This is a genomic window from Achromobacter sp. GbtcB20 (assembly GCF_019091095.1).
GTDB classification, from domain to species: Bacteria; Pseudomonadota; Gammaproteobacteria; order Burkholderiales; family Burkholderiaceae_B; genus Achromobacter; species Achromobacter mucicolens.
Window position 1 is genome coordinate 64,473 of sequence record NZ_JAGXJZ010000018.1, and the last position, 25,448, is coordinate 89,920.

At 61.9% G+C, this 25,448-nt stretch carries 23 protein-coding genes and 1 pseudogene; 20 read left to right on the top strand and 4 right to left on the bottom strand.

Features of this window, described 5'->3' with window-relative positions:
- Nucleotide 1: 1 nt before the first annotated feature.
- The 19 genes and pseudogenes from KVT32_RS20985 to mobF all read left to right on the top strand — a co-directional run bounded on the left by KVT32_RS20985 (nt 2) and on the right by mobF (nt 20,146).
- Nucleotides 2-667, top strand: coding sequence for a lytic transglycosylase domain-containing protein (locus KVT32_RS20985; RefSeq protein WP_152385214.1), 666 nt, complete (start codon nt 2-4; stop codon nt 665-667).
- 112 nt (nt 668-779) lie between these two features.
- Nucleotides 780-1,109: a TrbC/VirB2 family protein gene (locus KVT32_RS20990; protein WP_152385215.1), complete on the top strand. Its 330-nt coding sequence runs from the start codon at nt 780-782 to the stop codon at nt 1,107-1,109.
- Entirely contained in the window at nt 1,109-1,510 is a 402-nt protein-coding gene (locus KVT32_RS20995) for a type IV secretion system protein VirB3 (protein WP_217618824.1), read from the top strand. Before KVT32_RS20990 ends, KVT32_RS20995 begins: the two co-directional genes overlap by 1 nt.
- On the top strand, nt 1,507-3,966 hold the full coding sequence (locus tag KVT32_RS21000) for a VirB4 family type IV secretion/conjugal transfer ATPase (RefSeq protein WP_152385217.1): 2,460 nt from the start codon (nt 1,507-1,509) through the stop codon (nt 3,964-3,966). Before KVT32_RS20995 ends, KVT32_RS21000 begins: the two co-directional genes overlap by 4 nt.
- Before the next feature lie 2 nt (nt 3,967-3,968).
- A complete protein-coding gene (locus tag KVT32_RS21005; RefSeq protein ID WP_217618825.1) occupies nt 3,969-4,196 on the top strand; it encodes a hypothetical protein in 228 nt (75 codons plus the stop codon).
- A gap of 12 nt (nt 4,197-4,208) precedes the next feature.
- A pseudogene (locus tag KVT32_RS21010) lies at nt 4,209-4,718 on the top strand (type IV secretion system protein); the annotation flags it as partial.
- On the top strand, nt 4,718-5,611 hold the full coding sequence (locus KVT32_RS21015) for a type IV secretion system protein (protein ID WP_152385219.1): 894 nt from the start codon (nt 4,718-4,720) through the stop codon (nt 5,609-5,611). The pseudogene KVT32_RS21010 and the gene KVT32_RS21015, both read left to right, overlap by 1 nt.
- A gap of 622 nt (nt 5,612-6,233) precedes the next feature.
- Nucleotides 6,234-6,929: a virB8 family protein gene (locus KVT32_RS21020; protein ID WP_152385220.1), complete on the top strand. Its 696-nt coding sequence runs from the start codon at nt 6,234-6,236 to the stop codon at nt 6,927-6,929.
- Nucleotides 6,930-6,934: 5 nt separating this feature from the next.
- A complete protein-coding gene (locus KVT32_RS21025; protein WP_152385221.1) occupies nt 6,935-7,522 on the top strand; it encodes a hypothetical protein in 588 nt (195 codons plus the stop codon).
- Complete coding sequence (locus KVT32_RS21030; RefSeq protein ID WP_152385222.1) at nt 7,519-8,337, top strand: TrbG/VirB9 family P-type conjugative transfer protein; 819 nt, start codon at nt 7,519-7,521, stop codon at nt 8,335-8,337. Before KVT32_RS21025 ends, KVT32_RS21030 begins: the two co-directional genes overlap by 4 nt.
- Entirely contained in the window at nt 8,334-9,500 is a 1,167-nt protein-coding gene (gene virB10 / locus KVT32_RS21035) for a type IV secretion system protein VirB10 (RefSeq protein ID WP_152385223.1), read from the top strand. Before KVT32_RS21030 ends, virB10 begins: the two co-directional genes overlap by 4 nt.
- Nucleotides 9,501-9,618: 118 nt before the next feature.
- A complete protein-coding gene (gene virB11 / locus KVT32_RS21040) occupies nt 9,619-10,638 on the top strand; it encodes a P-type DNA transfer ATPase VirB11 (RefSeq protein ID WP_152385224.1) in 1,020 nt (339 codons plus the stop codon).
- A 283-nt stretch (nt 10,639-10,921) separates the two neighbouring features.
- On the top strand, nt 10,922-11,191 hold the full coding sequence (locus KVT32_RS21045) for a hypothetical protein (RefSeq protein ID WP_152385225.1): 270 nt from the start codon (nt 10,922-10,924) through the stop codon (nt 11,189-11,191).
- Between the two features lie 64 nt (nt 11,192-11,255).
- A complete protein-coding gene (locus KVT32_RS21050) occupies nt 11,256-12,242 on the top strand; it encodes a helix-turn-helix domain-containing protein (RefSeq protein WP_152385226.1) in 987 nt (328 codons plus the stop codon).
- Between the two features lie 739 nt (nt 12,243-12,981).
- On the top strand, nt 12,982-13,899 hold the full coding sequence (locus tag KVT32_RS21055) for a hypothetical protein (RefSeq protein WP_152385227.1): 918 nt from the start codon (nt 12,982-12,984) through the stop codon (nt 13,897-13,899).
- Nucleotides 13,900-14,376: 477 nt separating this feature from the next.
- A complete protein-coding gene (gene stbB / locus KVT32_RS21060; RefSeq protein ID WP_152385228.1) occupies nt 14,377-15,084 on the top strand; it encodes a StbB family protein in 708 nt (235 codons plus the stop codon).
- A 65-nt stretch (nt 15,085-15,149) separates the two neighbouring features.
- Complete coding sequence (locus tag KVT32_RS21065) at nt 15,150-15,497, top strand: hypothetical protein (protein ID WP_152385229.1); 348 nt, start codon at nt 15,150-15,152, stop codon at nt 15,495-15,497.
- 62 nt (nt 15,498-15,559) lie between these two features.
- On the top strand, nt 15,560-17,188 hold the full coding sequence (locus tag KVT32_RS21070; protein WP_217618826.1) for a type IV secretion system DNA-binding domain-containing protein: 1,629 nt from the start codon (nt 15,560-15,562) through the stop codon (nt 17,186-17,188).
- Between the two features lie 54 nt (nt 17,189-17,242).
- Nucleotides 17,243-20,146 carry a MobF family relaxase gene (gene mobF / locus KVT32_RS21075; protein WP_152385231.1) on the top strand — a complete coding sequence of 968 codons (2,904 nt, stop codon included), beginning with the start codon at nt 17,243-17,245 and terminating at the stop codon, nt 20,144-20,146.
- 221 nt (nt 20,147-20,367) lie between these two features.
- On the opposite strand, the gene KVT32_RS21080 is transcribed toward mobF, so the two are convergent.
- The 3 genes from KVT32_RS21080 to KVT32_RS21090 form a co-directional block, all read right to left on the bottom strand.
- Complete coding sequence (locus KVT32_RS21080) at nt 20,368-21,189, bottom strand: sulfite exporter TauE/SafE family protein (protein ID WP_152385232.1); 822 nt, start codon at nt 21,187-21,189, stop codon at nt 20,368-20,370.
- Nucleotides 21,190-21,267: 78 nt separating this feature from the next.
- Entirely contained in the window at nt 21,268-22,125 is an 858-nt protein-coding gene (locus KVT32_RS21085; RefSeq protein WP_152385233.1) for an N-formylglutamate amidohydrolase, read from the bottom strand.
- A 1-nt stretch (nt 22,126) separates the two neighbouring features.
- Nucleotides 22,127-23,116, bottom strand: coding sequence for a tripartite tricarboxylate transporter substrate binding protein BugE (locus KVT32_RS21090; protein ID WP_152385234.1), 990 nt, complete (start codon nt 23,114-23,116; stop codon nt 22,127-22,129).
- A 160-nt stretch (nt 23,117-23,276) separates the two neighbouring features.
- Here KVT32_RS21090 and KVT32_RS21095 point away from each other — a divergent pair, with 160 nt between their 5' ends.
- The gene (locus KVT32_RS21095; protein ID WP_227741280.1) at nt 23,277-24,203 is read left to right on the top strand and encodes a LysR substrate-binding domain-containing protein; all 927 of its coding nucleotides are present in this window, start codon (nt 23,277-23,279) and stop codon (nt 24,201-24,203) included.
- Nucleotides 24,204-24,283: 80 nt separating this feature from the next.
- On the opposite strand, the gene KVT32_RS21100 is transcribed toward KVT32_RS21095, so the two are convergent.
- Nucleotides 24,284-25,381 carry a glycosyltransferase family 4 protein gene (locus KVT32_RS21100; protein WP_167351706.1) on the bottom strand — a complete coding sequence of 366 codons (1,098 nt, stop codon included), beginning with the start codon at nt 25,379-25,381 and terminating at the stop codon, nt 24,284-24,286.
- Nucleotides 25,382-25,448 lie beyond the last annotated feature (67 nt).

Here is a 25,448-nt window from a genome sequence, read left to right on the forward strand (position 1 = left end):
AATGGACTTTCCCACGCTCGCCCGGCAGTGCGCGCCTGACGTGCATATCAGTACGCTGAGCGCGGTGGTTCGGCATGAGTCGGGCTTTAATCCCCTGGCCATCGGCGTCAACGCCAAGCCGCATCGCAGCATCCGCCCTAAGTCCAAAGAGGAGGCAGTCCAGGCGGTGCGTGATCTCATCGCGCAGGGCGTCGACTTCGACGTCGGCTACGGCCAGATCAACGTGCGCAACTGGAAGTGGCTTGGCGTGACGCCCGAGTCGATTTTTGATCCGTGCGTCAACCTGGCCTCCGCGCAGCGGGTGCTGGTCGACTGCTACAAGAGAGCGGCGAAGCTGCACGGAGCGGGGCAGAACGCGCTATATGCGGCATTCAGCTGCTACAACACGGGCAACCTAACCTCCGGCTTCAGGAATGGCTATGTCGGCAAGGTCATCGCCGGCGCAGGTCTGGCGGTCCCCGCCATCGTGAAAGAGGGAGGCGCGTCCGCCAATCCCGATCCCAAGACCAGCAGCGCGCCGCCTCGAAAGCCGTCCAAGCCGGATGCCTTTCAGAAGCCTCGCAACGACGCTTTCGCAGCACCCCGCAAAGACGCATTCGAACCACGCACAGATGCCGTATTCGGCAGGCCCGTCCCGACGCCGGCCTCGCGCCTCACGGCGCAATAGTCGTCTACCCCTGGCCGATGTTTAGCCGCTAAACACCGGCTCCTCCCTTTTTTCTACCTCAACGAATGCCGCCTCGCTCATCGCCAGGTGGCGTCACCCCTTGGAGTCTCAAATGACCGCAGCATCCAACGCCCTCCCCGTCCGCTCGCAGCCCAAGAGCCACCGCACGCTTGCCGCCCTGGCATACGCAACCCTGGCAGTGCTCCTCCTGCTGCAACCGGAACTGGCGATGGCACAGTTCGAGAAGGCCACCACCGCCGTGCAGAAGATCAAAGACTGGCTTTGGCTCATCATCCCTGTCATTGGCCTTGTCTCCGCCGGCATTATCGGCATCCTCTATTCGTTCGACGTGATCCGCAAGGAAACCGCCTACCAGTGGGCAGTGGGTATCGTCTTTGCCGGTGCCATCGCTGGCGGCATCATCAAGCTGGCCTTCGGTTGATGGCTACCTCGCCCAAGCAAAAGGCCAAAGCCCGAGCTGCAGCCGCCCCAGTCGCGGTGGGGTCAGAAGTGCCGCCCAACCGCTTCCCACTTTTCAAGGGTGCCACCCGCGTCGCCACCGTCCCCGGGGGAGTGCCCACACGGGCATTTGCTGGACTGGTCTTCCTGACCGTCACCGCCGCTTCATTCACGCTGTGGGGCTGGCTGCTATTTCCCGTCCTTTACCCGGTGATGGCGATTCTGAGCCGCAATGATGATCGCGCCTTCTGGATCTGGGAGCTTTGGGTCAAAACTAAGTTTCTGGCGAAGAACAAGCGCTTCTGGGGCGCGATCTCCCTCACGCCAACACCCTACAGCCGGCGGCGCCCCTGGGCCCGATGGCTTGGAGTTCACGATCGATGACACAACAATCCATCGCGACGCTGCCGGCGTATGAACCGCCAGTCGGCACATTTGTCCCCTACTCCCATCACGTCACCCCGACCATCATTGCAACCCGCGACTGGGAATACCTCTCGGTGTGGCGTATCGATGGACGCACGTTCCAAGGCTACAGCGATGAAGAACACTGCCGCTGGGTCGAGGAACTGAACAACGTGTTTCGGGGGTTCCCAACCGGATTCGGGATATGGTCGCACCTGGTCCGGCGCCGGGTGTCCGAGTACCCCGAAAGCGAGTATCCGGATCAGTTCTCTCGCGATCACGACGCCGCGTACCGCAAGGTCTTCGCAGGCAAGCCGCCGATGATCAACGAAATGTACCTGACCGTGATCATGCGGGCCCAGATCGATCCAGCCCTGCGCATTCTGTCAAAATTCGAAAAACGCACGGCGCGCTCAGCGCTCGCGTGGCAGAACCAGGCTATCGAGCAGCTAGATGACGTCAACCGCAAGCTCGGTGGATCGCTCAAGCGCTATTCGCCCGAACTGCTATCCATCGTGGAGCGAGAATCTCCGCACGACACGGGCGGGGAGGAGGCAACACGTCGAAAGTCGCGGTTCTCGGAGCCCGCCGAATTCCTTGGCTTTTTGCTCAACGGCAAGATGCAGCCCGTGCCGCTGGTCAATGCCCGCCTCTACAACTACCTGCCGACCAGCCGGCAGTTCTTCTCCACACACGGTGAGCTGGGCGAAATGCGCGGGCCCGACTGGACACGGCGCTATGTGATGCTGGAACTACGTGAATACTCCAACACCACCAAAGCGGGCCACCTGAACTGCCTGCTCAACCAGCCGCACGAGTTCGTGCTGTCGCAGTCCTTTGGAGCGATGTCCAAGCCCGATGGGCTCAAAGCGCTGTCACGCCAGATCAAGTGGCTGGAAGACTCGGGCGACTACTCGTCGTCACAGATCGCGGACCTGCACAAGGCGCGCGATGAGCTGGCCGCAGGCCGCTTCGTCATGGGCGACCACCACGCCACCATCCAGGTCTTCGGCGAAGACAGCGAGCGGGCTCTTCGGGCGGCCGCGAGCATCAGTGGCGCGCTGGCCGACGAAGAGATCATCGGCCGACTATGTGATCGCTCATCCTTGGCTGCGTGGGCCGCCCAACTTCCGGGCAACTGGAAGTGGCGCCCTCGCCCCGCTCCGATTACCTCGCTGAACTTCCTGAGCTTCTCATCGATGCACAACTACCTCTTCGGCAAGCCCGCGGGCAACCCTTGGGGGCCGGCGGTCACGATGCTCAAGACAACGGGGGGCACGCCTTACTACTTGAACTTTCATGCTTCGCTCGAGGACGTCGACGAAACCGGCAAGCGCCGCCTCGGGAACACGTCCATCATCGGGCAGTCTGGCGCCGGCAAGACGGTCCTGTTGGGACATCTGATCACGCAGGCTCGCAAGTTCAACTACACGGGCATCGTCTTCGACAAGGATCGGGGCATGCAGGTGACCGTCATGGCGATGGGCGGTAAGTACTTTCCGCTGCGACTGGGCGTTAACACCGGCTGGAACTACCTGCAGCTGCCGGTCACCGCTTCGAACGTCGCGTTCATGGCCACCATGACCAAGCTGCTGGGGGCTAACGGGGAGGAAGCCCCCACTGCATCCGAACAGAAGCAGATCGCCATGGCGGTCAACCAGCTTGTGGAGCACATCGACCTGGAGGATCGGTGCTTGTCCAACTTGATCAATTTTCTCCCTGCTGCGCCATCACCGGAAGGTCAACTGAGTCTGAAAGAGCGCCTCAAACGCTGGTGCGCGGGAGGCGAATACGGCTGGCTGTTCGACAACCCCAAAGACGAGCTGGACCTAGCCGCCAATAACCTCTTTGGCTTCGATTTGACGGAGTATTTAGATGAAGGGCCAATCCGGGATGCGGCAATCACATACTTGCTCTACCGCACAGACCAGATGATGGACGGTCGGCGGATCGCCCTCTTCTTTGACGAGGTCCAGCACCCGCTAAAAGTACCGTACTTCCAGGCTTCGATGCAGGACGCTAGTCGCACGGTGCGTAAGAAGAACGGCGTTCTCACTTTCGCAACACAGGAGCCAGCGGCGATTCTGGAGAACCCTGTGGGCCGTTCGCTTATCCAGCAGTCCGCCACCGCAATCTTTCTCGAGAACCCCAAGGCGACCGCCGAGGAGTATATCGAGGGATTCAAGTTGTCTCCGGCCGTCTTCAAGATGGTCAAGGATCTGCCGCCATTCAGCCGGCAGTTCGTTGTCAAGCAAAACGAATCAGCAGTCACCGCAGAGCTCGACCTTTCATCTTGCCCAGAAGCCTTGCTGGTCTTCTCCGGGTCTGAAGATCTGGCCGAAATCGCTGAGGCTGCAGTTGCCAAGCTTGGCGACGATCCTGCCCTCTGGCTACCCCACTACCTCAAGCTCGCCCAAGAGGCGACAAGGAGATGAAAATGTTCCAGAAGCACAACCTAAAACGCCGCTCGACCCACGGCTGGCGCGCAAGCTTCACCGTAGCGCTGGCTGCTGTACTTCTCTCAAACTCCTTGGCGCCCGTGCACGCGAGCGGCATCCCGGTCGTGGATGGTGCCAGCATCGCCGACCGGGCAGTCAAGCATGTCGAGACGCTGGCAAAGTATGCTGAGCAGATTGCTGTCCTCAAGGACCAGCTTGAAAGCTAGAAGCGCCAGCTTGAAGCCCTCACTGGGACTCGGAACCTCGGCGACATCCTGAACAACCCGGCGATTCGTGACGCGCTGCCGGCGGACGCACGCGAAATCCTTCGTGCCTCAAACGGCGGACCAAGCGGAATCTCGGACGTGGTGGAGCGCATCGAGCGCGAAGAACGGTTGACCGGCAACTACGAACAGGACAAGAAGAATCTGGACGCCCGGGCCGAAAGACTCGCGGTTCGCAGCCAGGCGATGATGGAGCAGACGCAAAAGGCGATGACGGCCCGCGTCAAGCAGGTGGACCAGCTGCAGGCCAAGATCAATCAGAGCCAGGATCCGAAGGCGATCGCCGATCTGCAGGCCCGCCTGCTGGTCGAGCAGGCCAACATCCAAGCCGATCAAACGCGGGCAGACACACTGACGCGCCAGATCGAGGCCGAGCAAGCCCTGATGGAGCAGCAAGCCCAAAAGCTCGCCGACAGCTCTTTCAGCCTCAGCGCAATACGCGCGCCGCTTCCGGGAGCGAGATAATGGCCACCACCGGGGTTAGCCTGGTCAGTCTCGGTGGAATCGCGAACTGGATCGACCAGTCGGTGACCACGATGCTAACCAAAGTCATCACGCCAATGGTCGCTTCGGTCACCCTCAAGCTATTGCCATTCGTGTCGGTTGGCCTGTCTGTTGCGCTTGTCTGGTACGGTTGGCTCATCTGCTCCGGGGCGATCCAAACTCCCGTCCTTCATGCGTGTCGGCGGGTCTTCAACATAGTGATCATCGTGTCCATCGCCGGCACCGGGGGGCTATATCAAAAGGAGATTGTCGGTGTCATGCTGGATCTGCCTACTTCCGTGGCTAAGCTATTTACCGGCACCGTCAAGACCCCTTCTGAAATGATGGATGACGCGGCGAATAATGGCGCGGAGATAGGCACGCGACTGCAAGAGCGCGCGCCGGGCGGTATCAAGAAAATCGCTCAGGCCTTTGTCTTTGTGGTTGTCTCGGTCATCATCACCATCATCTCAGCGGTCATGAGCGCGATTGGGATGCTGGTGTTAATCACCGTAAAGGTTGGGATGGGCTTAGTTGTAGTCATGGGGCCGTTTTGCATACTCGCACTACTGTTCGAACCGACCAAGCAGTTCTTCCACAGCTGGCTCGGCCAGGCCCTCTACTACGCTATTTACGCAGGCCTTTTTATGGTGGTTTTCATGTTCATCATGGGGATGTTCGGACAACTCCAGCAAGGCTTGATCGATCTATCGAAAGCGGACCAGATCAATATATTTTCCATGCTCACGGCTATCGTGTTCTTCATGATGTGCTCCAAGTTCATGCTAGAACAGGTCTCAGTAGTGGCTACCAAAATAACTGGCAGCGGCGCCGGCGGCGGAATTGCAGTTCCATTCATTGGGAAGATTGGCTAATATTAAGTTTCAATCGCGGCCCTCCCTGACAAGCATAAAAATTCGAGGATATAGATGGATCCTTTAAAGCCGCTGGGAAAGGCACTTTCTCAGAACCCCTTGATGGGCACGGATGTGCCGCTATCGGTGCCGCCCGGTGTTGCGCCCGATCAGCCGATATCAGCTTTCCAATGGATGAGCCTTGCCAAGGCGACTTGGACTTGGGTTCTCCGTCCCTTGTGGTATCTCTGCTTCAAGTGGCCGTCTCAATTGTTCCTGATTGGAATGTCAACGCCCCGCTCAAAGAGTAATTGGGATTGGCGCCGGGAGCATGACTACCAGCAGGGCATGAAGATGACCGAGGCTATGACTCGGGACGCGCGCCAAGAGCGTTAAAACTTCCCAAAGCATCTTTAGTAGGCCGGTCAGGACGCGACAGCGACCGGACCCTGTAAAAGGCACAGCAATCGCTGTGCCTTTCTCATTGCGCTGCGCAGTAGCCAGCCCCTCAGATCTAAATCCCCCTATCTCTTCGGAGAATCGATGAAGCATGCCATTCTGGCCGCGCTCGCCGCGGCTCGCCCTTTTGCGCCCGTACGAAACGTGCGGCCCCATCACCTCGGCCGGCAATCGGAGGATCAACATGTCCTTTGAAGACCCGAAGCTTTCGCTTCAGCAAGAACTGGACCGAAACCGGACCCTCGACAGGGACCTACTGACGGAAATCCTGTCATCCCGATCGAAAGCATGGCGCGTGACGACAGCCGCATTTGTGCTGGCGTTCCTGGCGGTCGGCGCACTGACCGCACTCATGATGAGCTTCACCCCTCAGCCTCCGTACGTCGTGCGCGTCAATGACGCGACCGGCGAGGTGGAGAACGTGTCCCAGCTCGGAGACGCTCAGGAGGACTATGGCCCTCGACTCGCGCGCTACTTCGTCACGCAGTACGTCCTGTCCTGCGAAGGCTACGACTGGCGCACCCTTCAAAACATGTACGACCGATGCGGGCTGTTCAGTTCGCCGGACGTGCAACAGCAGTACCACGCCAAGTTTGAAGACGACCCAAGAACTGGCCGTGAAGCGCTGGACAAGAAGTACGGCGAGCACACCCGCCTGGTCATCAGTGTCCGGTCCATCACGCCCGGCCCGAACCAGACCGCCACCGTCCGGTTCACGCGAAGCGAAATGGGGCCCCAGCGCTCGCCCAACACGGAGCAGTTCATTGCCACCATCGCCTACAGGTTCATCAACGCGCCGATGTCAGAAAGCGTGATTCGTGACAACCCGCTGGGCTTCCAAGTCATTTCCTACTCGACCGCCGTCGAAACGCTGAGGTAATCGTCATGCAAAAAGCACAAATCAACGAACTCGCCCGCCGCCTCGAAGAAGTGGGCCGCATGGACAATGCGCAACGCACCGCGCTGCTGCGCGACATCGAGCGGTACGCCAAGAACGACCTTTACGGCGCCGCACGCCTTTGCAAGGACCATCTCCACAAGGATGCGAACCTGCGTTTGCCCACGGCTGTAATGGCCGCCGACCGCATCGGCAAGCACTTCGAGGAGCGGATCCGCGAAGCGCGCCGGCCGGTGGAGTTGTACGGCGAGCAAGACCGGCAGATCCGCCAGCCCGAAGACGGGCGCGAGTACAAGGGTCCGATCGTCGGAACCACACCCAACTGCCTGATCCAGCGTGACAACGAAACCGGCGACCTCATCGTTCACGCTCGCAACACGTTGAATCGATCCTTCGAGATGACCGGCAACGAAGATGCGCTTGCCATCAGCTACCCCTTCAAGGCGGTGGGCGGCGTTGGCCTGGTGCGCGACGCAGACCACGACAAGCAGGCGGAGATGGGAATGGACCATCAACATTCGCACCAGCAGTCGCGCCAACGTGAAAGCAACCTCGAGATGGGACACGCCCGATGAACATCCGCTTCAGGCCCTTGGCCGTGGCGGTGCTGTCGGTCGCGCTTTGCGCGGCCGCAGCGCCCGCCTGGTCGCTTGACAGACCTGCAGCTTCGCCCAAGGATCAGCGAATCCGCTGGACGGACTATGACGCCGCCGACGTCATTCAGGTCGACACCACCCTTGGCGTCGCAACCCAAATCCAGCTCAACGACGACGAGGACTATGTGACCCACGCCTTTGGCGATTCGGCCGCATACGACTTCCAGCAGGTGGGCAAGCATCTGTTGCTCAAGCCCATCGTCGAGCAAGCCGACACGAACCTTCTCTACATCACCACCAAACGGAACTACTCGTTCCTGCTGAAGTATGAGAAGGCCCGCAAGAGCGGCGGCGTATTTCGTGTGGTGCTGCGCTATCCCGAACTGGAGCAGGCAAAGTCCGCCGCCCAAGAAGAGCGCGACCGTGTGCAACGCGATCTCGCCACCGCCGACGTCGCGATCAACTGGCAGGCCTACTCGATGAGCGGCGACACAAGCCTGGCGCCGACGGCCGCGTGGGATGACGGTGCGCAGACTTGGCTTCGTTTTGCGCCTGGCCAGGATCTGCCTGCGATCTATTTCGTGGACGCCGACGGACAAGAAGTGATCGTCAACCGTCATATGGAGGACGAGCAGACCGTGGTGCTCCATCGGGTCGCCAAGCGATGGCACTTACGCGTGGGCAACCAGGTCTTGGCCGTTCACAACGACGGCCCGCCCGTTGCACGCAGCTTGGCCACTGGCACCGTCTCGCCACAAGTTCAGCGTGTCATTCGTGAGGAAACTGCGCCATGAAGTTCTTCAAAAGGCGAAAAAAACCCGGTCAAACCATTGACGCCGTGTCCGAAATCGAGGAGCACCAGGCGGAGATTCAAGGCCGCGGCCGTCCGGACCTGTCGGGCACTGCCAAGCCCATGCAACAGGGCGCGAAAACCTTTATGTGGCTCCTGATCCTCATGGCGTTCATGGTAATCGGCACGGTGGGTTGGCGAGCAATCAATACGCCCGCCGCCCAAGAAGCTGCGCCCGCGATGCAAGAGAAGATCGAGAATGTGCTTCCTGGTCTGAAGCTCCGGCCAGATCCGCCACCTCCGCCACCGGCCCCGCCGGAGCCATCACTTGCGGCGCCGACCGTGCCCGGAGCGGCCCCCCCAACGGAACAGAAGGGTGCCTTGTCCAACTTGGCCGATGCGGTAGTGGTCGATCCAGTCATGCAGCGGCGCCTGACGAGCGGCCTGAGAGGATCCAAGGAAGACGGCAGCAAGTCAGCCGACCGGCAAGGATCGCCCCAACCTGCGCCTCGCGAAGCGGATAGCGGGCCGATGGCCGGCAAGCTCACGCCCATGAAACTCTCAGCGTCGCGCGCTGGCTTGGTTGGCAACCGGGACATGCTGATCACCCAGGGCTCAATGATCGATTGCATCCAGGAAACCAAGCTCGTCACTGCGCAAGCCGGGATGCTCGCTTGCTACGCGCCGCACGATATCCGCTCCACCAGCGGCCGCGTGGTGCTGATCGACAAGGGCACGCGATTCATCGGCTACCAGCAGGGCGTCTTGGCACAAGGCCAGCCCCGCGTTGGCGTCGTATGGTCCCGACTGGAGACCCCCAAGGGCGTGGTCATTCACCTGGACTCGCCGGGTACCGGCCCGCTGGGCGAAGCAGGTCTTGACGGCTTCATTGACACGCACTTCGCTGAGCGATTCGGCGGGGCAATCATGGTCAGCCTGATCAGCGATTTGGGCACGTGGGCCACCTCGCGTGGCAGCAGTGACAACGGCCAGGTGCAGTTCAACACCACGGGCGATGCGGCTACCAACGCGGTGACCACGGTGCTGGACAACACCATCAACATCCCGCCGACGCTGTACCGCAACCAGGGCGGCCGGCTGGGAATCTATGTCGCTCGCGATCTGGATTTCAGTTCGGTATACACGCTCCGGTCCGTCGCGCGCTAGTGACGTCGATAGCAGCACCGGCGACTGCAGCCCTGCTGGCCGGCGCCACCCACTCAGCTTAATGGCAGGCCCGTCCGTGCAAGCATTGGCGGGCCTGGCCCCATTCAACAGGCATTCTATGAAAGATTCCTCGAGCGCCTCGCCCATCGACTCGGGCGGACGCGACACCTCTTTGCGCCAGATGATGCGGCCCATCTCCGGCTACCTGGCCGATGATGCCGTCCGCGAAATCGCGATCACCCGGCCTGGGGTGATCTTCACGCGATCCCACGGGCGCTGGCACGAACGCCACGATCCGAAACTGACGCTCAGCTTTCTGGAAGCGCTGGTGAACGCCATGGCCAGCTACAACAACGTCAACTTCACGCCGATCATGTCGCTGTTGCTGCCGGATGGTGAGCGCGCTCAAGTCGCCCAGCCGCCTGCGGTGATCGAAGGCGCGCTCTCGATCAATATTCGCAAGCACAGCAGTGTCGTGAAGACCTTGGACGAGCTGGCCACCGAAGGCGCATTTGCCAACTGGGTTGATGTGAGCGGGCCCGTGGAGAACGTCCAAAGCCTGACCGACTACGACAAGGAACTGCTCGAGCTCAAGAAGGCAGGTGACATGCTGCAGTTTCTTCGCCGGGCCGTCCTTCAATGCCGCAACATCATTGTCGCGGGCAAGACGGGCTCAGGAAAGACGACATTCGCGCGCAGCCTAATCGACAGCGTGCCGTCCCTCGAACGTCTCCTGACCATCGAAGACGTGCACGAACTCTTCCTGCCTAACCATCCCAACCGCGTGCACATGATCTACGGCAAAGGCGCGGGCCGGATGACGGCTACGGAGTGCATCGAGGCCGCCATGCGGAGCTCGCCCGATCGGATCTTCCTGTCCGAGCTGCGCGGCCCCGAAGCGTGGGACTACCTGAACGCGCTCAACACCGGCCACCCTGGATCTGTCACGACCACGCACGCCAACAGTGCCCGCGATACGTTCGAGCGCGTCGCACTGCTCGTCAAGCAGTCAGCGGCTGGCAACCAGATGGATATTGAAACCATTCGACGCTACTTGTTCTCGACGCTGGATATCTCGCTATTCTTCGCCGATTACAAGCTGGTCCAAGTCTATTTCAGCCCAGGGCGCGTGCTATGAACAAGCGCGTAGACGTCAAACTTGCTTTCATAGCACCGGTAGGACTGCCTGGCGTCCTGCGCCTACAGCACGAGTGCGGCGAAGACAAAACAGCGCTTCTGTCCATGGAGGTTGGGGCCGGGCCGACTGGATCCGCGCCACTTACCACTACGGACATGCACCAGCTTGTGGATGGCTTGATGGATGCGATCCACGCCATCGAACGACTAGAACGGCTTTAGAACTACACCTGGCCGCCGGCGGCCGACCAGCGTCCCGCCCTCAATTTCTCCCGGAGACTTCAATGACCCGAGCGAACCGCCAACGCGGCGCGCAGGAAGCACGCGCCCGTACGGCCTACAAGATCATGCAAAGCGTCTTCGAACGCTGCCGCGCCGAAGGCCTGAGCGACGAACAAACTCACCAGGCTATCAAGGACGCCTACCCCTGGGGCGAGCGCCGAGCCTGGCCCTACAAAGCGTGGCTGATGGCCCGCCGCGAGTTCTACGAAGCACACGGCCTGCCCCTGCGCGCACGCCGTTCCATCGCTGAATCACTGGAGGCTGACTCGTGATCGGCAAGCTGTACCCGCACTATCCATTACCCGGCAAAACCTCGAAGCAACGCAAGGGACGAACATGAGCGTCGAAGCATCCAAATGGGCCAGAATGGCCGACGTCCAGAAATCCTCATCCAAGCTCGTGTTGCTGAACCTGGCCCAACTCGTCCGCTATGACGCCGAGCACTGGACCGTCTTCGCATCGATCGACTACCTGGCCAAGGTCACGCATCTAAATCGCAAGACGGTGATCGAGGCGCTTGGCCGGCTTCGCGAATTGGGCGCAATACAGGACACCGGGCGGCGTGCGGGCGACAATCGCAGCAGCATCATCTATCGCTTGTGTCCAAATGCGGTCCCGCTGATCGACCTGGCGGCCGCAGGTGCTGTCGCCGGCGGAGAAGCTCAGGCGGCGCAGCAAGATTTGGCTCTGCAGGATGGGAAGGACGATGCCCCAGCGGCCGCGCCGGCCAGCGACAATTCGCTGACAGTGGACCAACCTCAGCCGGGCGATCACGATGGATCCGGGCTCGACGCGATGTCCAAAGGCTCGCGCGTAGCGGACGACGCGGTTGCGGCAGACAGCTGCAGCCCTACTGACGGTTTTCGGAATTCCGCTCCGGCGACGCCTGCACCTACAGGCAAGGCAGCGAAGGGGGCCAGGAAGAAGGGCCGAAGACGCCAGCCTGAAGCGCGCGCTGCCGGCGCCGGCCCGACCAGGCTCCCGGCGACCTGGAAACTGCCGGAGCGGTGGCGAAGTTGGACGCAGGAGCAGCGACCGCTCTGGACGCACGAGAAGATCGACGCCATGGCCGCCACGTTCAGCGCCTACATGCGATCCAGGCCCGGTGAATTGGGCACGTCACCCGACTGGTTCGAGTCATGGCGGCTCTGGGTTTTCCGAGAGCGTGAGTACGGCGAAGCCGCCGGCACAGCGTGGCAGAACAGTTGGACCGGCATCGTGGCCATGGGCAAGAAGCTTGACGTGGAACAGGCGCCGAACGAACCGCCGCCTCATTTCAAGGCTCGCGTGTTCCAGGCCGCTGGGCTTGTGCCGTCCCATTAGATGTTGTCCACAGCCTGGCCCGGTATCGGGACCAGTCCCAATTTTGGGCCTAGCCCGAAAAAGTGTTTTTGCCCGTCCCAATTTCTTCTTTCGCCAGTACCGAAAACGGCTTTTTGCCAGTACCGAAAACGGTACCCAATAGGTATATATAGGTTTTATAGGTTTTAGAGAGAGTCGCGCGCGAGGCGCTGGCTCATCGCGAAGACCGATCCGCCTACCCTCCGGTCGCTGCGCTCCCTCCGCCCCGACGCCTTCGGCGCCGGCCTGCCCCCCCTAGCTTCAGTCCCCCTCCCCGCCGGCGCAATGCGCCACCGGGCGGGGGAAAGGCGTCCCCCCAGGGCGTTGCGGGCCGTTGGCCTCGCCCCGCCCTGAGCGCCCCGACCCGTCTGCCGAACTCTGCCAATGCCGCGCCACCGCTGCTGACCTCCAGGGCCGCGCCAGCGTGCTTGCGCCCCGGAAAAGGTCCGTCCCCTTCCCGGCGGGCACCCCGCCGGGTGGGGGAACGGCAGGCCCCAAAAAGCGCGGGGGCTGCTGCCCCCCTGGCCGGCCGCCTAACGGCGTCCGCGCTTCCGACCCCCCGGGGAACCGCAACGGTTCCCCCGCGCCCGCCTACGGGCGCGGCTCCCCCTCCTTCAACCCCGGTTCTCCAGCAGGAGGGGCGCCATCGCTCACGTCAACTTAACCGCACGCCGGTGCTCAGCCTGGACCGCTACGCACCTTCACCTCACAAGGAAATCTCATGAAAATCTCCGATTGGAAATCCAAAGTCCAAGCGCTGTTTCGTCCAGCCCAGCCCGATCGCGCGGCCGCGTCAAACGGCCCGCGAGCTCTCTCCGCCGACGGCGAGCGCAAGCCGGTGGAAATCTCCATCATCAGCACTGGCGAGCGATTCGTGCATGTGCCCTCCTCGTCCCAGCCTGGCGAAGTGAGCCGCGCAGCTGAACAGATGGGTATTGAGCCCGCCGATTCCTATGAGCAACATATCGCTGCGCTCGAGCGCGAAGCAGTAGCGAAGCTGCGGCTATGGGACGGAAAGTCGGTAAGCGATATCGACACAAGCGCCCTCTATGACTTCCCAAACTTGGAAGACCACCCGGTCATGCGACTAACCGTGCCTGCACCGGTGGTTCGGAAGGAGTTCTTGAACCCGTCGCCGTTGAACGAGAACGATATCGAGAGAGTCACCCTACTTGCGGTCGACAAGCAGGGCCACGCGCTTCTCAAGACAAACCTCGGGCACCAGGTGAGCGATTTCGATGAGACTTACTACGACGTCATGCCCGTAGCGGAGGCTCTCGATCGGCTGCAGCAACACGGCGCCAGCAAAGATTTGACGCTCGTGATTGGCGAAACTTTGTGGCGTGGTGTGACGCCCGCGGAAGTGAAGTCCGCTGAAGTTGGCGCGACGTATCGGGGCGCCATTCTCGCTGTCGAGGGCGGCAAGGTTTACCAGCTCGTGTCGAACAGCACTGCCATCGCGCACGACGCCGGCAGGATGAGCGTTCCCGACCCTCTGCGATGCGTCGGAAAAGAGGTAGACATCAGCTACCCCTGCGGCAAGGTCGGCCTGTTGCGCGAGGTCGACTCGCTCGCGCTCGGACCTACCTCTCTTCAGAAGGCGGAGGCCGAGAAGAGCCCGAACGCGTTGGAGCGGTAGCGCCACCGCTACCCACCTCACCGAACAGGGAATTTCTTCCTCATGCAACGCAATCACGCACAGCCGACGACCGCGAGCGATCTTGTTCAGCAGCTAAACACGATGAGCGCCACAGATAGGCGCGCCCAGTTGCGCGCACTTCTTCCGCTGATAGACCAACTTGTTCGTAGAGGCGTCAGCCACGCCAAGATCGTTGAATCGCTGAAGAACGCTGGCTTCGCCATGACCATCTTGTCCTTTCGGAAGGCGCTTTACCGATGGCGAAAGCGGTCGAGAACTGCGGTGCCTCACGGCCCGCAAGACGTCCCAGCATCCCCCGCCGTCTCTGCAGACTTTCCCTCCCCTCCACCCGCCTCAAGCGCGTCGTCTGCGAGCGGCATCCAAAGCAAAGCCGACCTCGTTCGGCTTCGCAAAGCTTCTGATCCCATTGACCTTGATGAACTGGCCAAAATTGGCCGGAAGAAATAGGAACTTCGCATGAAAATCGCAACCGTCAACTATTCCGGCTCCGTCGGCAAAACCGTCACGACCAGCCACCTGCTCGCACCCCGCATTCCGGACGCGGAGATCATCGCCGTCGAGTCCACCAACGAGAGCGCGGCTGACCTTGGTCTCGCTGTCGAACAAATGCGCGGTGGCCAGTTCGGCCGGCTCTTTCGCAAGCTGCTAATGGCCGAAGCTGCCATCGTGGACGTCGGCGCCTCCAACATCGAGGACTTCCTGGCCGAGCTGGTGAAGTATGACCAGGCGCACCTGGAGATCGACTACTACGTTCTGCCCGTGGTCCCCTCGGGCAAAGCACAGCGGGAGACGATCAAGACCGTCCAGGTTCTCGCACAGATGGGGGTGCCGGCAGACCGCGTTCGCGTGCTTTTCAATCGCGTCGATTCCGACGTCCGAGAGGAGTTCGCTGCCATCTTTGGCTACGCAAAGCAGTCCGGCGATCTCCGCGCCAATCCTGAAGCGGCGATCTTCGAGAACGAAGTGTTCGATCTGCTGGCCAACAAGCGGACGACGATCAAGGAGATCCTGGCCGATCCGCGCGACTACCGCCAGGAGCTGCGCGAGGCGGACCGCGACGACGAGAAGCTCGTCAGCCATCTCAGCGACATGCACGCCCTGCAGTCGCTGGCACGTCCGGTCGACCGGCAACTGGACAAGGCGTTCGGCGCACTCTTCCTGTAGGACGCACCGTGACCGCCCCACCGTCTGAAGGCCCAGCCACATCGTCCGTCATACCCCGCAGCAGGATGGAGCTGCTGTACCGCGACATGCTGCAAGAGAGCGCTCAACTCGTGGGCCTGATCGAGCAGCTGACGGCACGCCAGGAGGGAATCGCCCAGGCGATGCAAGCGCTGCCCTCCACCGTGCGCCAAGCAGGCGTGGAGGCGGCGGCCAATGCGGGCGGTCAAGCCGCCCGCTCGCTTCTTGAGGCAAGCCGGACGCTCGCTAAGTCGACATCCGACGCCCGTATCGCCACTCGCGTTGCGACCCGCGCGTTGCCGGCGACCGCGTGGCGGGCTGGTGTGCTGTGCGGGGTGTGCGCGCTCATTGGAAGCGGCATTGGCGCCGCACTCGTGACGCTGGCTGTCTACTAGCCCCAAGCCGCAATCAAGAAGGCGTCCTCAGTCGCCTTCCTTCTATTCCGAAAAGGACTCTCATGGCACCCGACATACGCCGGCGAATCATCAAATTCGCCCTACTCGTTTTCCCGCTCTGCGCCTGGCTCCTTACAGCCAAGGTCATCTTAGGCCTTCCCTTCGCCCACATCACCTGGACGGTCTTGTCACACTGGGTCGTCTCCACACCGGAATACCCCTCGCTGATCGCCGCGCCCAGCATTGCGTTTGTCCTGGCGCTTGCACTATCCCTCACCCTCAAAAAGTACTCGACCAAAGATGGCTTCGACGGTGCGGGGTACAAGAAGCACATTCGCGGTACTGAGGCGGTCCCCGTCAAAAAGCTGCAGAAGCTCTGCGCGGAGAATGGTCGCCAGCAGATCGACGTGGCGGGTATCCCGATGCCGACGGGGATCGAGAATCTTCATATCCTCCTGAACGGAGCCACGGGCAGCGGCAAGTCGGTGCTACTGCGCAACCTGGTTTATTCCGCCCTTCGGCGCGGTGACCGCATGGTCGTAGTCGATCCGAATGGCGACCTGTACAGCAAGTTCGGGCGCGAGAGCGACGTTTTGCTCAACCCCTACGACCAGCGTACCGAGGGGTGGTCATTCTTCAACGAAGTGCGGGCAGAGTACGACTGGAAGCGCTTGGCGCTGTCCATTGTTCCCCTGGGTAAAGACGCGAACGCGGAAGAGTGGAACGGCTACGCCCGGCTCCTGCTGCGCGAGACCGCCCGTAAGCTCAACGAGTTAGGCACGCCGTCCATCGAAGAGCTCTTTCGTTGGACTACGATCGCCAACGACAAGGACCTGCGGACCTTCCTATCCGGCACGTTGGCAGAGTCCCTATTCGCCGGCTCCGCTGAGGCGAGCAAAGCCCTGACGAGCGCGCGCTTCGTTCTGTCCAAGTACCTCGCGGAACACGTCACCATGCCTGCTGGACAGTTCAGCATCCGTGACTGGATGGAACGAGGCACCGGCAGTCTGTACATCACCTGGCGCGAAGACATGAAGGAGGCGATGAAGCCGCTTATCTCCGCCTTCGTTGACGTGTTCTGCTCGGCCCTGCTGTCGCTGCCAGAAGATCAGGCGCGTCGGTGGTGGCTCGTCATCGACGAGCTGGGGTCGATGGAGAAGATGGCCAGCCTGGAAGACTTCTTGACGAAGGGTCGCAAGAACGGCGGCCGGGCCCTCGCCGGCCTGCAGTCGGTGTCCCAGATGGACGACATCTTCGGAGAGAAGATGTCCCAGACGCTACGGGCCAGTTTCCGCTCGCTGGTGGTGCTCGGCGGCTCCAAGACCGATTTCGAAACAGCGGAGGTGATGTCCAAGTCGCTCGGCGAACATGAGGTCGCGCGGCCGGAGTACACCGATAGCCGAAACCCCGGCAAGACGCCCAACACGAGCGAACGCATGGTCCGCTCTACCGAACGCGTCGTTACCGCCGCGCAGGTGCAAACGCTGCCTGAACTTACCGGCTGGGTCGCCTTTGCCGGCAACCGGCCGATCGCGAAGTTTGAGCTCGAGCCCCGGACCTTCGCCATTCGCAATGCTCCCTTTGTCGAAGCACGACGGGGCGGCGCTCAAAGCATGAGCAGCGCGTCCGCCGGCGGCCCCCAAGCCTGGTCGCAAGTCGATCTGCCCGAGGATCCGACGCTCGCAGCGTAAGCGCATCACACCAGGTCGCCGGCAGGGCCGGCGGCCGCCCGCATGGAACATCCGATGATTTCGCTCAAGACCATCCACCGCAGCGCCGCCACCAAGGCGTCGCACTACTACGCTGACCAGAAGGATGACTACTACAGCCGCGACGGCACTGCGGCGCAGTGGCAGGGAAAAGCTGCAGCGGCCCTTGGCCTCACGGGCAGCATCCAGCAAGAGGAGTTTCTGCGCGCGTTGCGTGGCGATTTTGGGTCCGATGTGACCCTGTCCCGGTCGGTGAGACTCGACGCGAAGGCACGCGCTGCGTTAGACATGACATTCTCCCCGCCAAAAAGCGTCAGCATCCAGGCGCTGGCGGGCAAAGACTCTTCGGTCATCGAAGCCCATGACCAGGCAGTCACCAAAGCGCTCGAATTCCTCGAACACGAGCTTCTGCGCGCGCGGCACACCGAGAAGGGCATCACTACGAGCGAGCGCACCGGTAATGCCGCTATAGCGAAATTTCGCCATGAGACGGCCCGGCCGACGGAAGGCGCATACTCAGATCCCCAACTGCACACACACGCGCTGTTGATGAACGTCACCCAGCGCGCCGACGGAACGTGGGTGGCCACCTCGAATGACGATATCTACCGCTTGAAGTCGATGGTGGAATCCGTATACCACGCCGAGCTCGCTAGCGCGCTAGAGAAGGCTGGTCACCAGATCCGCTACCAGGGCAAATCGCTTGAACTGGCGCATATCACTCGCGACCAAATCGAAAGTTTCTCGAAGCGCTCACAAGACATCAATGCCGAATTGGCCGCAATTGGTGAAACCCGTGGGACAGCGAGCCGCGCACTGAAGCAGACGATCGCGCTCAAGACGCGCCTGGACAAGGTGCCCGAGATTACTCGCGACGAGCTCCAGAAGGACTGGGAGCGCCAGGTGACTGAACTGGGCATCGAGCTCGGCGGCACTAAGCGACCACGCGACAAAGAGAAGGACGTCGCGCAGGAGCCGGGGGACATGGGTCCACGATCCTCCTCCGTACCGCGGGCGGGCGACCTTTCGCCGCCGGCAGCGGCGCTGCTCGCAGACGAGTGCGTGCGCTGGGCAATCAAACACCATACTGAACGCGAATCCGTCATGGACGGCCACGAGATGTTGAAAACGGCGTTGCGACGGTCGCATGGAACGGGCGTGAAGCTGGCGGACCTCAAGGGCGCGGTCAAACGCTTCCTCGACAGGGGGCATCTGATCCTTGGCACCTTGCAGTACCGTCACGCCAGGGACCGGGATGGTGCCGGCATGTCGCGTGCTGCGATGGTCAGTGCCCTCGTGGAAGGTGGCATGAACAAGCGGCTTGCCGAGGAGCAGATTCGCAAGTCCATCGCGCGGGGTGAATATGTCTTGACCGGTGCCCGCTACACCACGCAATCCGCCCGCGAGCGTGAAAAGCGGATCCTGCAGATCGAACGAGAGGGCCGAGACAAGGTCGCCCCGATCCTGCAGGTCGACGCGGCCAAGACTGCTCTTGCGGACAAAAAACTCAAGCCTGGCCAGCTGGCGGCGGCCAGCCTGATACTCACCACGCCGCATCGCTTTGTCGGCGTGCAAGGATTGGCCGGCACTGGCAAGTCGCACATGCTGGCGCAGGTGAAGGAAGCAGCGGAGACGGCGGGCTACCGCGTCCAGGCTGTAGCGTCGTACGGCAAGCAGATCGAGGCGCTGAGAGAGCTGGGCATGGAGGCACGTACGGTGGCGTCCGTGCTGGAAGCACGGCAGAAGGACCGCTTCCAATTGGACGCAAAGACCGTGCTCGTCATCGACGAGGCCGGTGTGGTACCTGCCCGCATCATGGAGCGTCTGATGAAAATGGCAGAAGCCGACGGCGCCCGTGTGGTCATGCTCGGCGACACGGGCCAGACCAAGGCGATTGAAGCGGGGCGACCGTTTCACCAGCTCCAGGCCGCCGGCATGGAGACCTCGCTCATGGGTGACATCATCCGGCAGAAGTCACCAGAACTGAAGGCGGCGGTGGAACTTGCCGCGGCCGGCAACGCGTCCGCATCTCTCGCCGTGTTGGACGGAAAGCTCGAAGCAGTCCACTCCATCGACGACAATGGCGCTCGCTATGACGCCATCGCCTCCAAATACGCTTCGCTCGATGCGGATGAGAGGCGTGAAACGCTCATCGTCACGGGCACCAATGATTCGCGCAATGCACTGAACGAGGCAACGCATCAGGCACTGGGCCTGTCCGGCCGTGGTTTTGACTTCAATCTGCTCACCCGCCGCGACACCACGCAAGCAGAGCGACGGGTGGCAAAGTACTACATCGCCGGCGACATCCTCCAGCCCGAGCGCGACTACAAGGCCGGCAACCTGCGCCAAACCGAGATGTACCGCGTCATCGGCCTGGCGCCAGATAAGCCGAATGACCTGGTAGTGGAACACGTCATCACCGGGGAGCGCACCCAGTTCAATCCCGGCCGCGCCGCCAAGCTCTCCGTGTACGAGCCGGTGCAGGCGGAGCTGTCTGCGGGTGATTGGGTACGCGTAACGCGCAACAACGCCAAGCTTGACCTGGTCAATGGTGGCCGATTCGAAGTTCTGGCGGTAACCCCCACGAGCGTCACAATCGGTGGCGGCGGCCGGCGACTCACGTTGGACGCTGCGACCGGCCCACTTCACCTGGATCGCGCATATGCCACGACCAGCCACAGCGCTCAGGGCCTTACTTGCGATCGCGCACTCATCAATGCGGAGAGCTTCAGCCGGACCACGCAGCGGGACGTCTACTACGTGGCAATTTCACGCGCCCGTCACCAAACGGAGATCTACACGAACGACATCAGCGAGTTGGCCGGTGTCGTAGATCGGCTCGAGGAAAAGACCGCGGCCCTGGACATCGGTTTAGAAACCACCCGTCCATGGCGTCTTCACAAGGCGCCCACTGCCATGGAACACCACACTAAGTAGGATGAACAATGCAATCCATTCAAACACCGTTCCTTATACTGACCGTCAAGGGAAGTTTTCCACATCGAACGTACCAACCGGTACGGAGCCACTGCCGAAATCATGCTCGCGCACAGGCACGCTGCTTCGATGTTTCATCACCTTGGGGCAACCTGAACAGGAACGAAAACAACTGCAAGCATTCTGCAATTGGAGGACCTGATCGTGCATTTATAGCCCCGTCAGGCCCCGCGTACACCGGTGATCAACATATAGGCCGACACGGCAAACAACATGCCGGCGAATGCGCGCTTGAGCCGCGCCACGGGCAGACGATGCGCCGCACGCGCGCCGAGGGGTGCCGTCAGCACGCTGAAGGCAGCCACCAGCGCCAACCCTGGCGTCCAGACGAAACCCATCGAGTGGGCAGGGCGCCCGGCGGTGTCGAGACCGCCGAGGATGAATCCGCCGACGTTCGCCAGCGCGATCGGGAATCCCAGCGCGGCGGAGGTGGCGACGGCACGGTGCACGGGCACGTTGCACCAGGAAAGGAAAGGGACGCTGATAAAGCCGCCGCCCACCCCGACCAGGCCCGACAGCGCGCCGATCGCGCTTCCGGCTCCGAGCAGCCCGGGTGCCCCGGGCAGGCCGCGAGCCGCCGCCGGCTGGCGCCCGCGAAACATCTGCACCGCGGAAAACAGCATGAACACACTGAACACCACAGCCAGCACGTTGCCCTTGAGCAGGGCGAAGACGCCCAGACTGCTAATGAGGCTGCCGGCCACAATGCCCGGGGTCAGCCCGCGCACGATTTGCCAGTCCACGGCGCCACGGCGATGATGCGCGCTCACGCTCGAGAAGGAGGTAAACAGGATTACCGCCATCGATGTGGCGATCGCCATCTTTACCGCCAGGCCGGCGGCCAATTCCTGCCCTTGCAGGAAGAATGTGAGGACGGGCACCAGCACGATGCCTCCCCCGATGCCGAGCAATCCGGCGAGAAAGCCACTCGCGACGCCAAGCGCGGCTAGTCCCAGAAAATGGGGAATGAATTCGAAAGTCATAGGATGCAGGACGCCCCGCCGCTGCGACGGCGGGCGCGGAAAGACAGAAGGCACGCCGGGCGCGCTGCGCCCGCTCATTCAACGCACAACGGCGTCGCGGATGTAGGCGGCGATTCGGGTGAGCAAGGCGTCGATATCGCGCCGGACCACGCCGAAGTTCGCGTTGCGCTCCCGGGTGTTCTCGTCCATGTAGATCGGACGCCGGATCTCGATCTGCATGCTGTAGCGCCGCAGCGCGGGTTGGCCGATATTGGCGATGAGCTGCACGCCCTTGTAGGGGTCGTTTCGCGCCACGGTGTAGCCGCAGCCGCGCAGGTGCGATTCCACGAGATCGAGGAAGCCGGGTTCGCAGGTGGTGCCGTCGCGGTCGCCGAGCACGAAGTCCGCAAGCGGTTTGTCGCTGCGGATCTTCAGGCGCTCGTAGGCGTTGTTCGGCATCGAATGCAGGTTGAGGTGCCAGAGCTTGCCGAAGCGCGCGTGCGCGTCCTGCACCGCCTGCTGTAGCGAGGCGTGGTAGGGCTGGTAGCACCGCTCGATTCGCGCCCGCACTTCAGCCACGGGCAGCTTGCGGTCATAGATCGGCGTGCCGCCCTTGACGGAGCGCCAGATCAAGCCAGAGCCCAGGCGCGTCTTCTCTCCGGGATGCAAGGGTGCGGGCCAAGCGCTCTCGAGAAGCTCGGGATCGATATCGTCGAGCATGCGGTTCAGATCAAGGTAGCTGCGCGGGAAATGCGCTTCGAGCAGCGTGCCGCCTACGCGCGGCACACCGGCCCACAGGGCTTCGACGTGGGTGTCCTCAGCGGCTCGCAGGATGGCGCGCGGCACCGCATGTCGGAAATCCTCGGGGTAGTCCGTGCCGCTATGCGGCGAGTCGCACACCAGCGGGATCGCGTCGTCCGCCGGCAGATGCAGGGTGTACAGAGCATCCATCATCATTTCACTCCGCCGACAGCTTGGCGACCTTCGCCACTGCCTGGTAACGCGCCACGGCTTGCTCGATCTGTGCCTGGAACTGCGCGGGCGTGTTGGGAATGAGTGTGGCGCCCGCTTCGTCCATCTTTTGTACGAAATTTGGCTGCTGCATGGCTTTGTGAATCGCGGCATTCAGCTTGCCCACGACGGCGGGCGGCGTGCCGGCAGGTGCGACGATGCCAAACCAGCCGCCCGTGCCCATCTGCGGATAGCCGATCTCCCCGTACACGGGCACGTCGGGCAACGCGGGCGAACGCTTGTCCGACAGTAGGACCAGCGCGCGCAGGCGGCCCGCTTTGATGTGCGCCAGCGCCGAAGGTAGATTGTCGGTGATGCCGTCGACCTGGCCTCCCACGGCGTCGTTCATGGCAGGGCCGGCGCCCTTATACGGAATGTGGAGCAGTTGGATGCCGGAGAGCGCCGTAAAGTGCTCAATGTTGGTATGGCCGAGTGAACCTACGCCGGGCGACGCATAACTGTATTTGCCCGGCTCAGCCTTGGCCAGCGCGATGAACTCCTGAATTGTCCTGGCCGGGATCCTGGGATTGATCGCGAACACGCTGGGCACCGTGGCCACGTTCGATACCGGCGCGAAATCCTTGATCGGGTCGTACTTCAGGCGCGCGCCGTAGGCGGCGACGTTGGAGCCGTGGGTGCTCATCGTGGCCATGCCGAGCGTGTAGCCGTCGGGTTCCGCCTTAGCGACCTGCTCCATGCCCATCGAGCCACCCGCGCCCGCGCGGTTCTCCACCACGATGGTCTGGCCCAACTCGCGGCCGGCATACTCGGCGATCAACCGCGCGGCCAGGTCGGTAGAACCGCTAGGCGCGAATGGCACGATGAGCTTTAGCGGACGGTCGGGAAATTCGGCGTGCGCCACGGTAGCGGTGAGCGGAGTGGCGGCCGCGAGGGCCAGCGCCGCGAAACCGGCGCGATATCTGGCATGGAGTGTCATGGGCTTGTCGTCATGAAAGGAAATTTATAGACCGTGCCTAGTGTCCAGGCTGGGCCCGCCCACTGGCAAACGACAAGAATGGAAGCCTGTATGACGGAAAGTCATACAATGGTCACAATCCGTGCACGACCCAGCCGCCATGCGCCTGCATTCTCCTTCGATGTCCGAACTCCATGCCTTTGCAGCCGTGGTGCGGCTGGGCAGCTTTTCGCAGGCGGCTGATGAGCTCTGCGTCACTCAGGGTGCGATCAGCCGCGCGGTGGCAAGACTCGAAGCCCACTTCAACCAGGTTCTGTTGCAGCGCGACTCCCATCGCTTGCAGCTCACGGAGGCGGGGCGCGCCTTTCTCGACGCGGTGCAGGAACCGCTGATGGCGATCGAGGCGGCGAGCGCCGGATTGCGCACGGCCCCTGCCGACCGGCCGCTCAGTCTCGCGGTGGTACCGACCTTCGCAAGCGTGTGGCTGGTGCCGCGCCTGCCGGAATTCCGGCGGCTGCACCCCGACGTGCGGCTCAACTTTGCCCCTTATCGCAAGGGCGAGGACTTCAGCGACAACACCGCGGATGCCGCCATCCTGACCGGCCTGGGTCAGCACCAATGGCCGGGCTGGCATTGCGATTACGTCATCGGGCGCGAAATCGTGCCTGTCTGCCACCCCGAACGTCTGGCGCGCATGAGGGCCGAGGGCCGCTGGCGCGAACCGCACGATCTCGCTGCGGAGCCTCTGCTCTACCACACGACCGCGCCGGGCAACTGGACACAATGGCTGCGTTGGGCGGGGCCGCAGGCACCCGCGCCGAATCTGTCCATGGCCTGCGATCAAGTGTCGATCCTTGTTCGTGCCGCGATCGCGGACATGGGCATTGCGCTCGTACAGCGCTGTCTCGTGCGCCATGAACTCGAAACCGGCCAACTCGCCGTGCCCTTCGATCTACCCATCACGCTGGAGCGTGGCTACTTCCTGTGCATTCCGTCCAATCGCCGTCCCCCGCCTGGTTACGGCGCATTCCGCGACTGGCTGCTGGCCGCCGCGCGGCAGGACATCGAGAACCTGATGCGCGCGCTTGATTCGCCACAACCCCCTTAAGCAGCACTAGCGCGTCACCTTTGCCGCGTGCTGGGACTAGAGCCAGTGCGGAATGATCCGAGACGATCCCAAGTCAAATGTCACCGGCCAACACCAGCTTTATCCGCCCTGACGTTAAGCCACCCAAGATAAGCATCCTCGATAGATTCAGCCATTTTCGCCGCACTGAACCTTTCCCGGAGAACGAAGTTTGCTCGCCCAGCTTTGCCGAATCGGCTGCGCAGGCTGCTTTCTACGATCAGATTATTGATCACCGAACGGAGTATCACCCGATCGAAAGGCAGTACAACATATCCCGAAACACCGTTTTCGATGACCTCTGGCAGGCAACCAACTGCGGTAGCTACGACAGGCACACCGGACGCAGATGCTTCGACAAACGTGGATCCCAACACCTCGCACTCCGGCACCATTGCGTAAATATCCACCGCGCCTAACAAGTCACCAACGCAGAAGAAGAAATCTGGAAAGTGGATCCTTCCTATCAACCCAATTTCGACCGCACGTCTCCTTAGCTGGTTGAGTCGGGGCTCATGCAGGCCACCAAGCACCAGGTGAACTTGTGGGTAGACCTCCATCAACGGGTACATCGCTTCGACGAGAATTCGAAGCCCTTGCGCATCCTGATCGTCCGCAACGTTTCCAATGACAATCGCATCGTCGGGAATGGCGAGTTCTTGGCGCATCGAAGGCATCGCAGGCCTGGGATACTGAACGTCTAGGCCTGTAGGAATCGTCCGAACACGCTGCTCGAAATGACCACGTTCGAGGTATCGCTGTCGCTGATACGTGCTTACGGTTATCACATGACCGCTCACCGCGCCGCTGAGTCGCGGCACGTGCAGCCTGCTTTCCCGGTGATGCGTTCTAACTACCAATCGTGTTCGCGCTAAACGCGCGAACAGCGCGGCGCGCAGGTCATCTTCCACGGAATGCGTGTTGACTACATCAAAGTCTCCTCCTCGCACTATCCCGCCGATGCGAAACGGAGTCATTGCAGAAGCAATCAGCCCCTCTACCTCAATGTGGTGCGTTCTAAAGCCGTGATTTTGAGAGCGCTGCCCGAGCTCAGACCGTGCGGCACAAACAACCTCAAGCGTATGTCCGCGATCGCGCATCGCGAGCATCTCATTGAGGATACGCAGTTCTTTGCCACCAAAGCCGCTGGACAGGCTCACGTGCAGGACCCTCAGAAGAGACCGCGAATGCCCCACCGCGGACGCGCGACCAAGAAGCGCGAAGGTG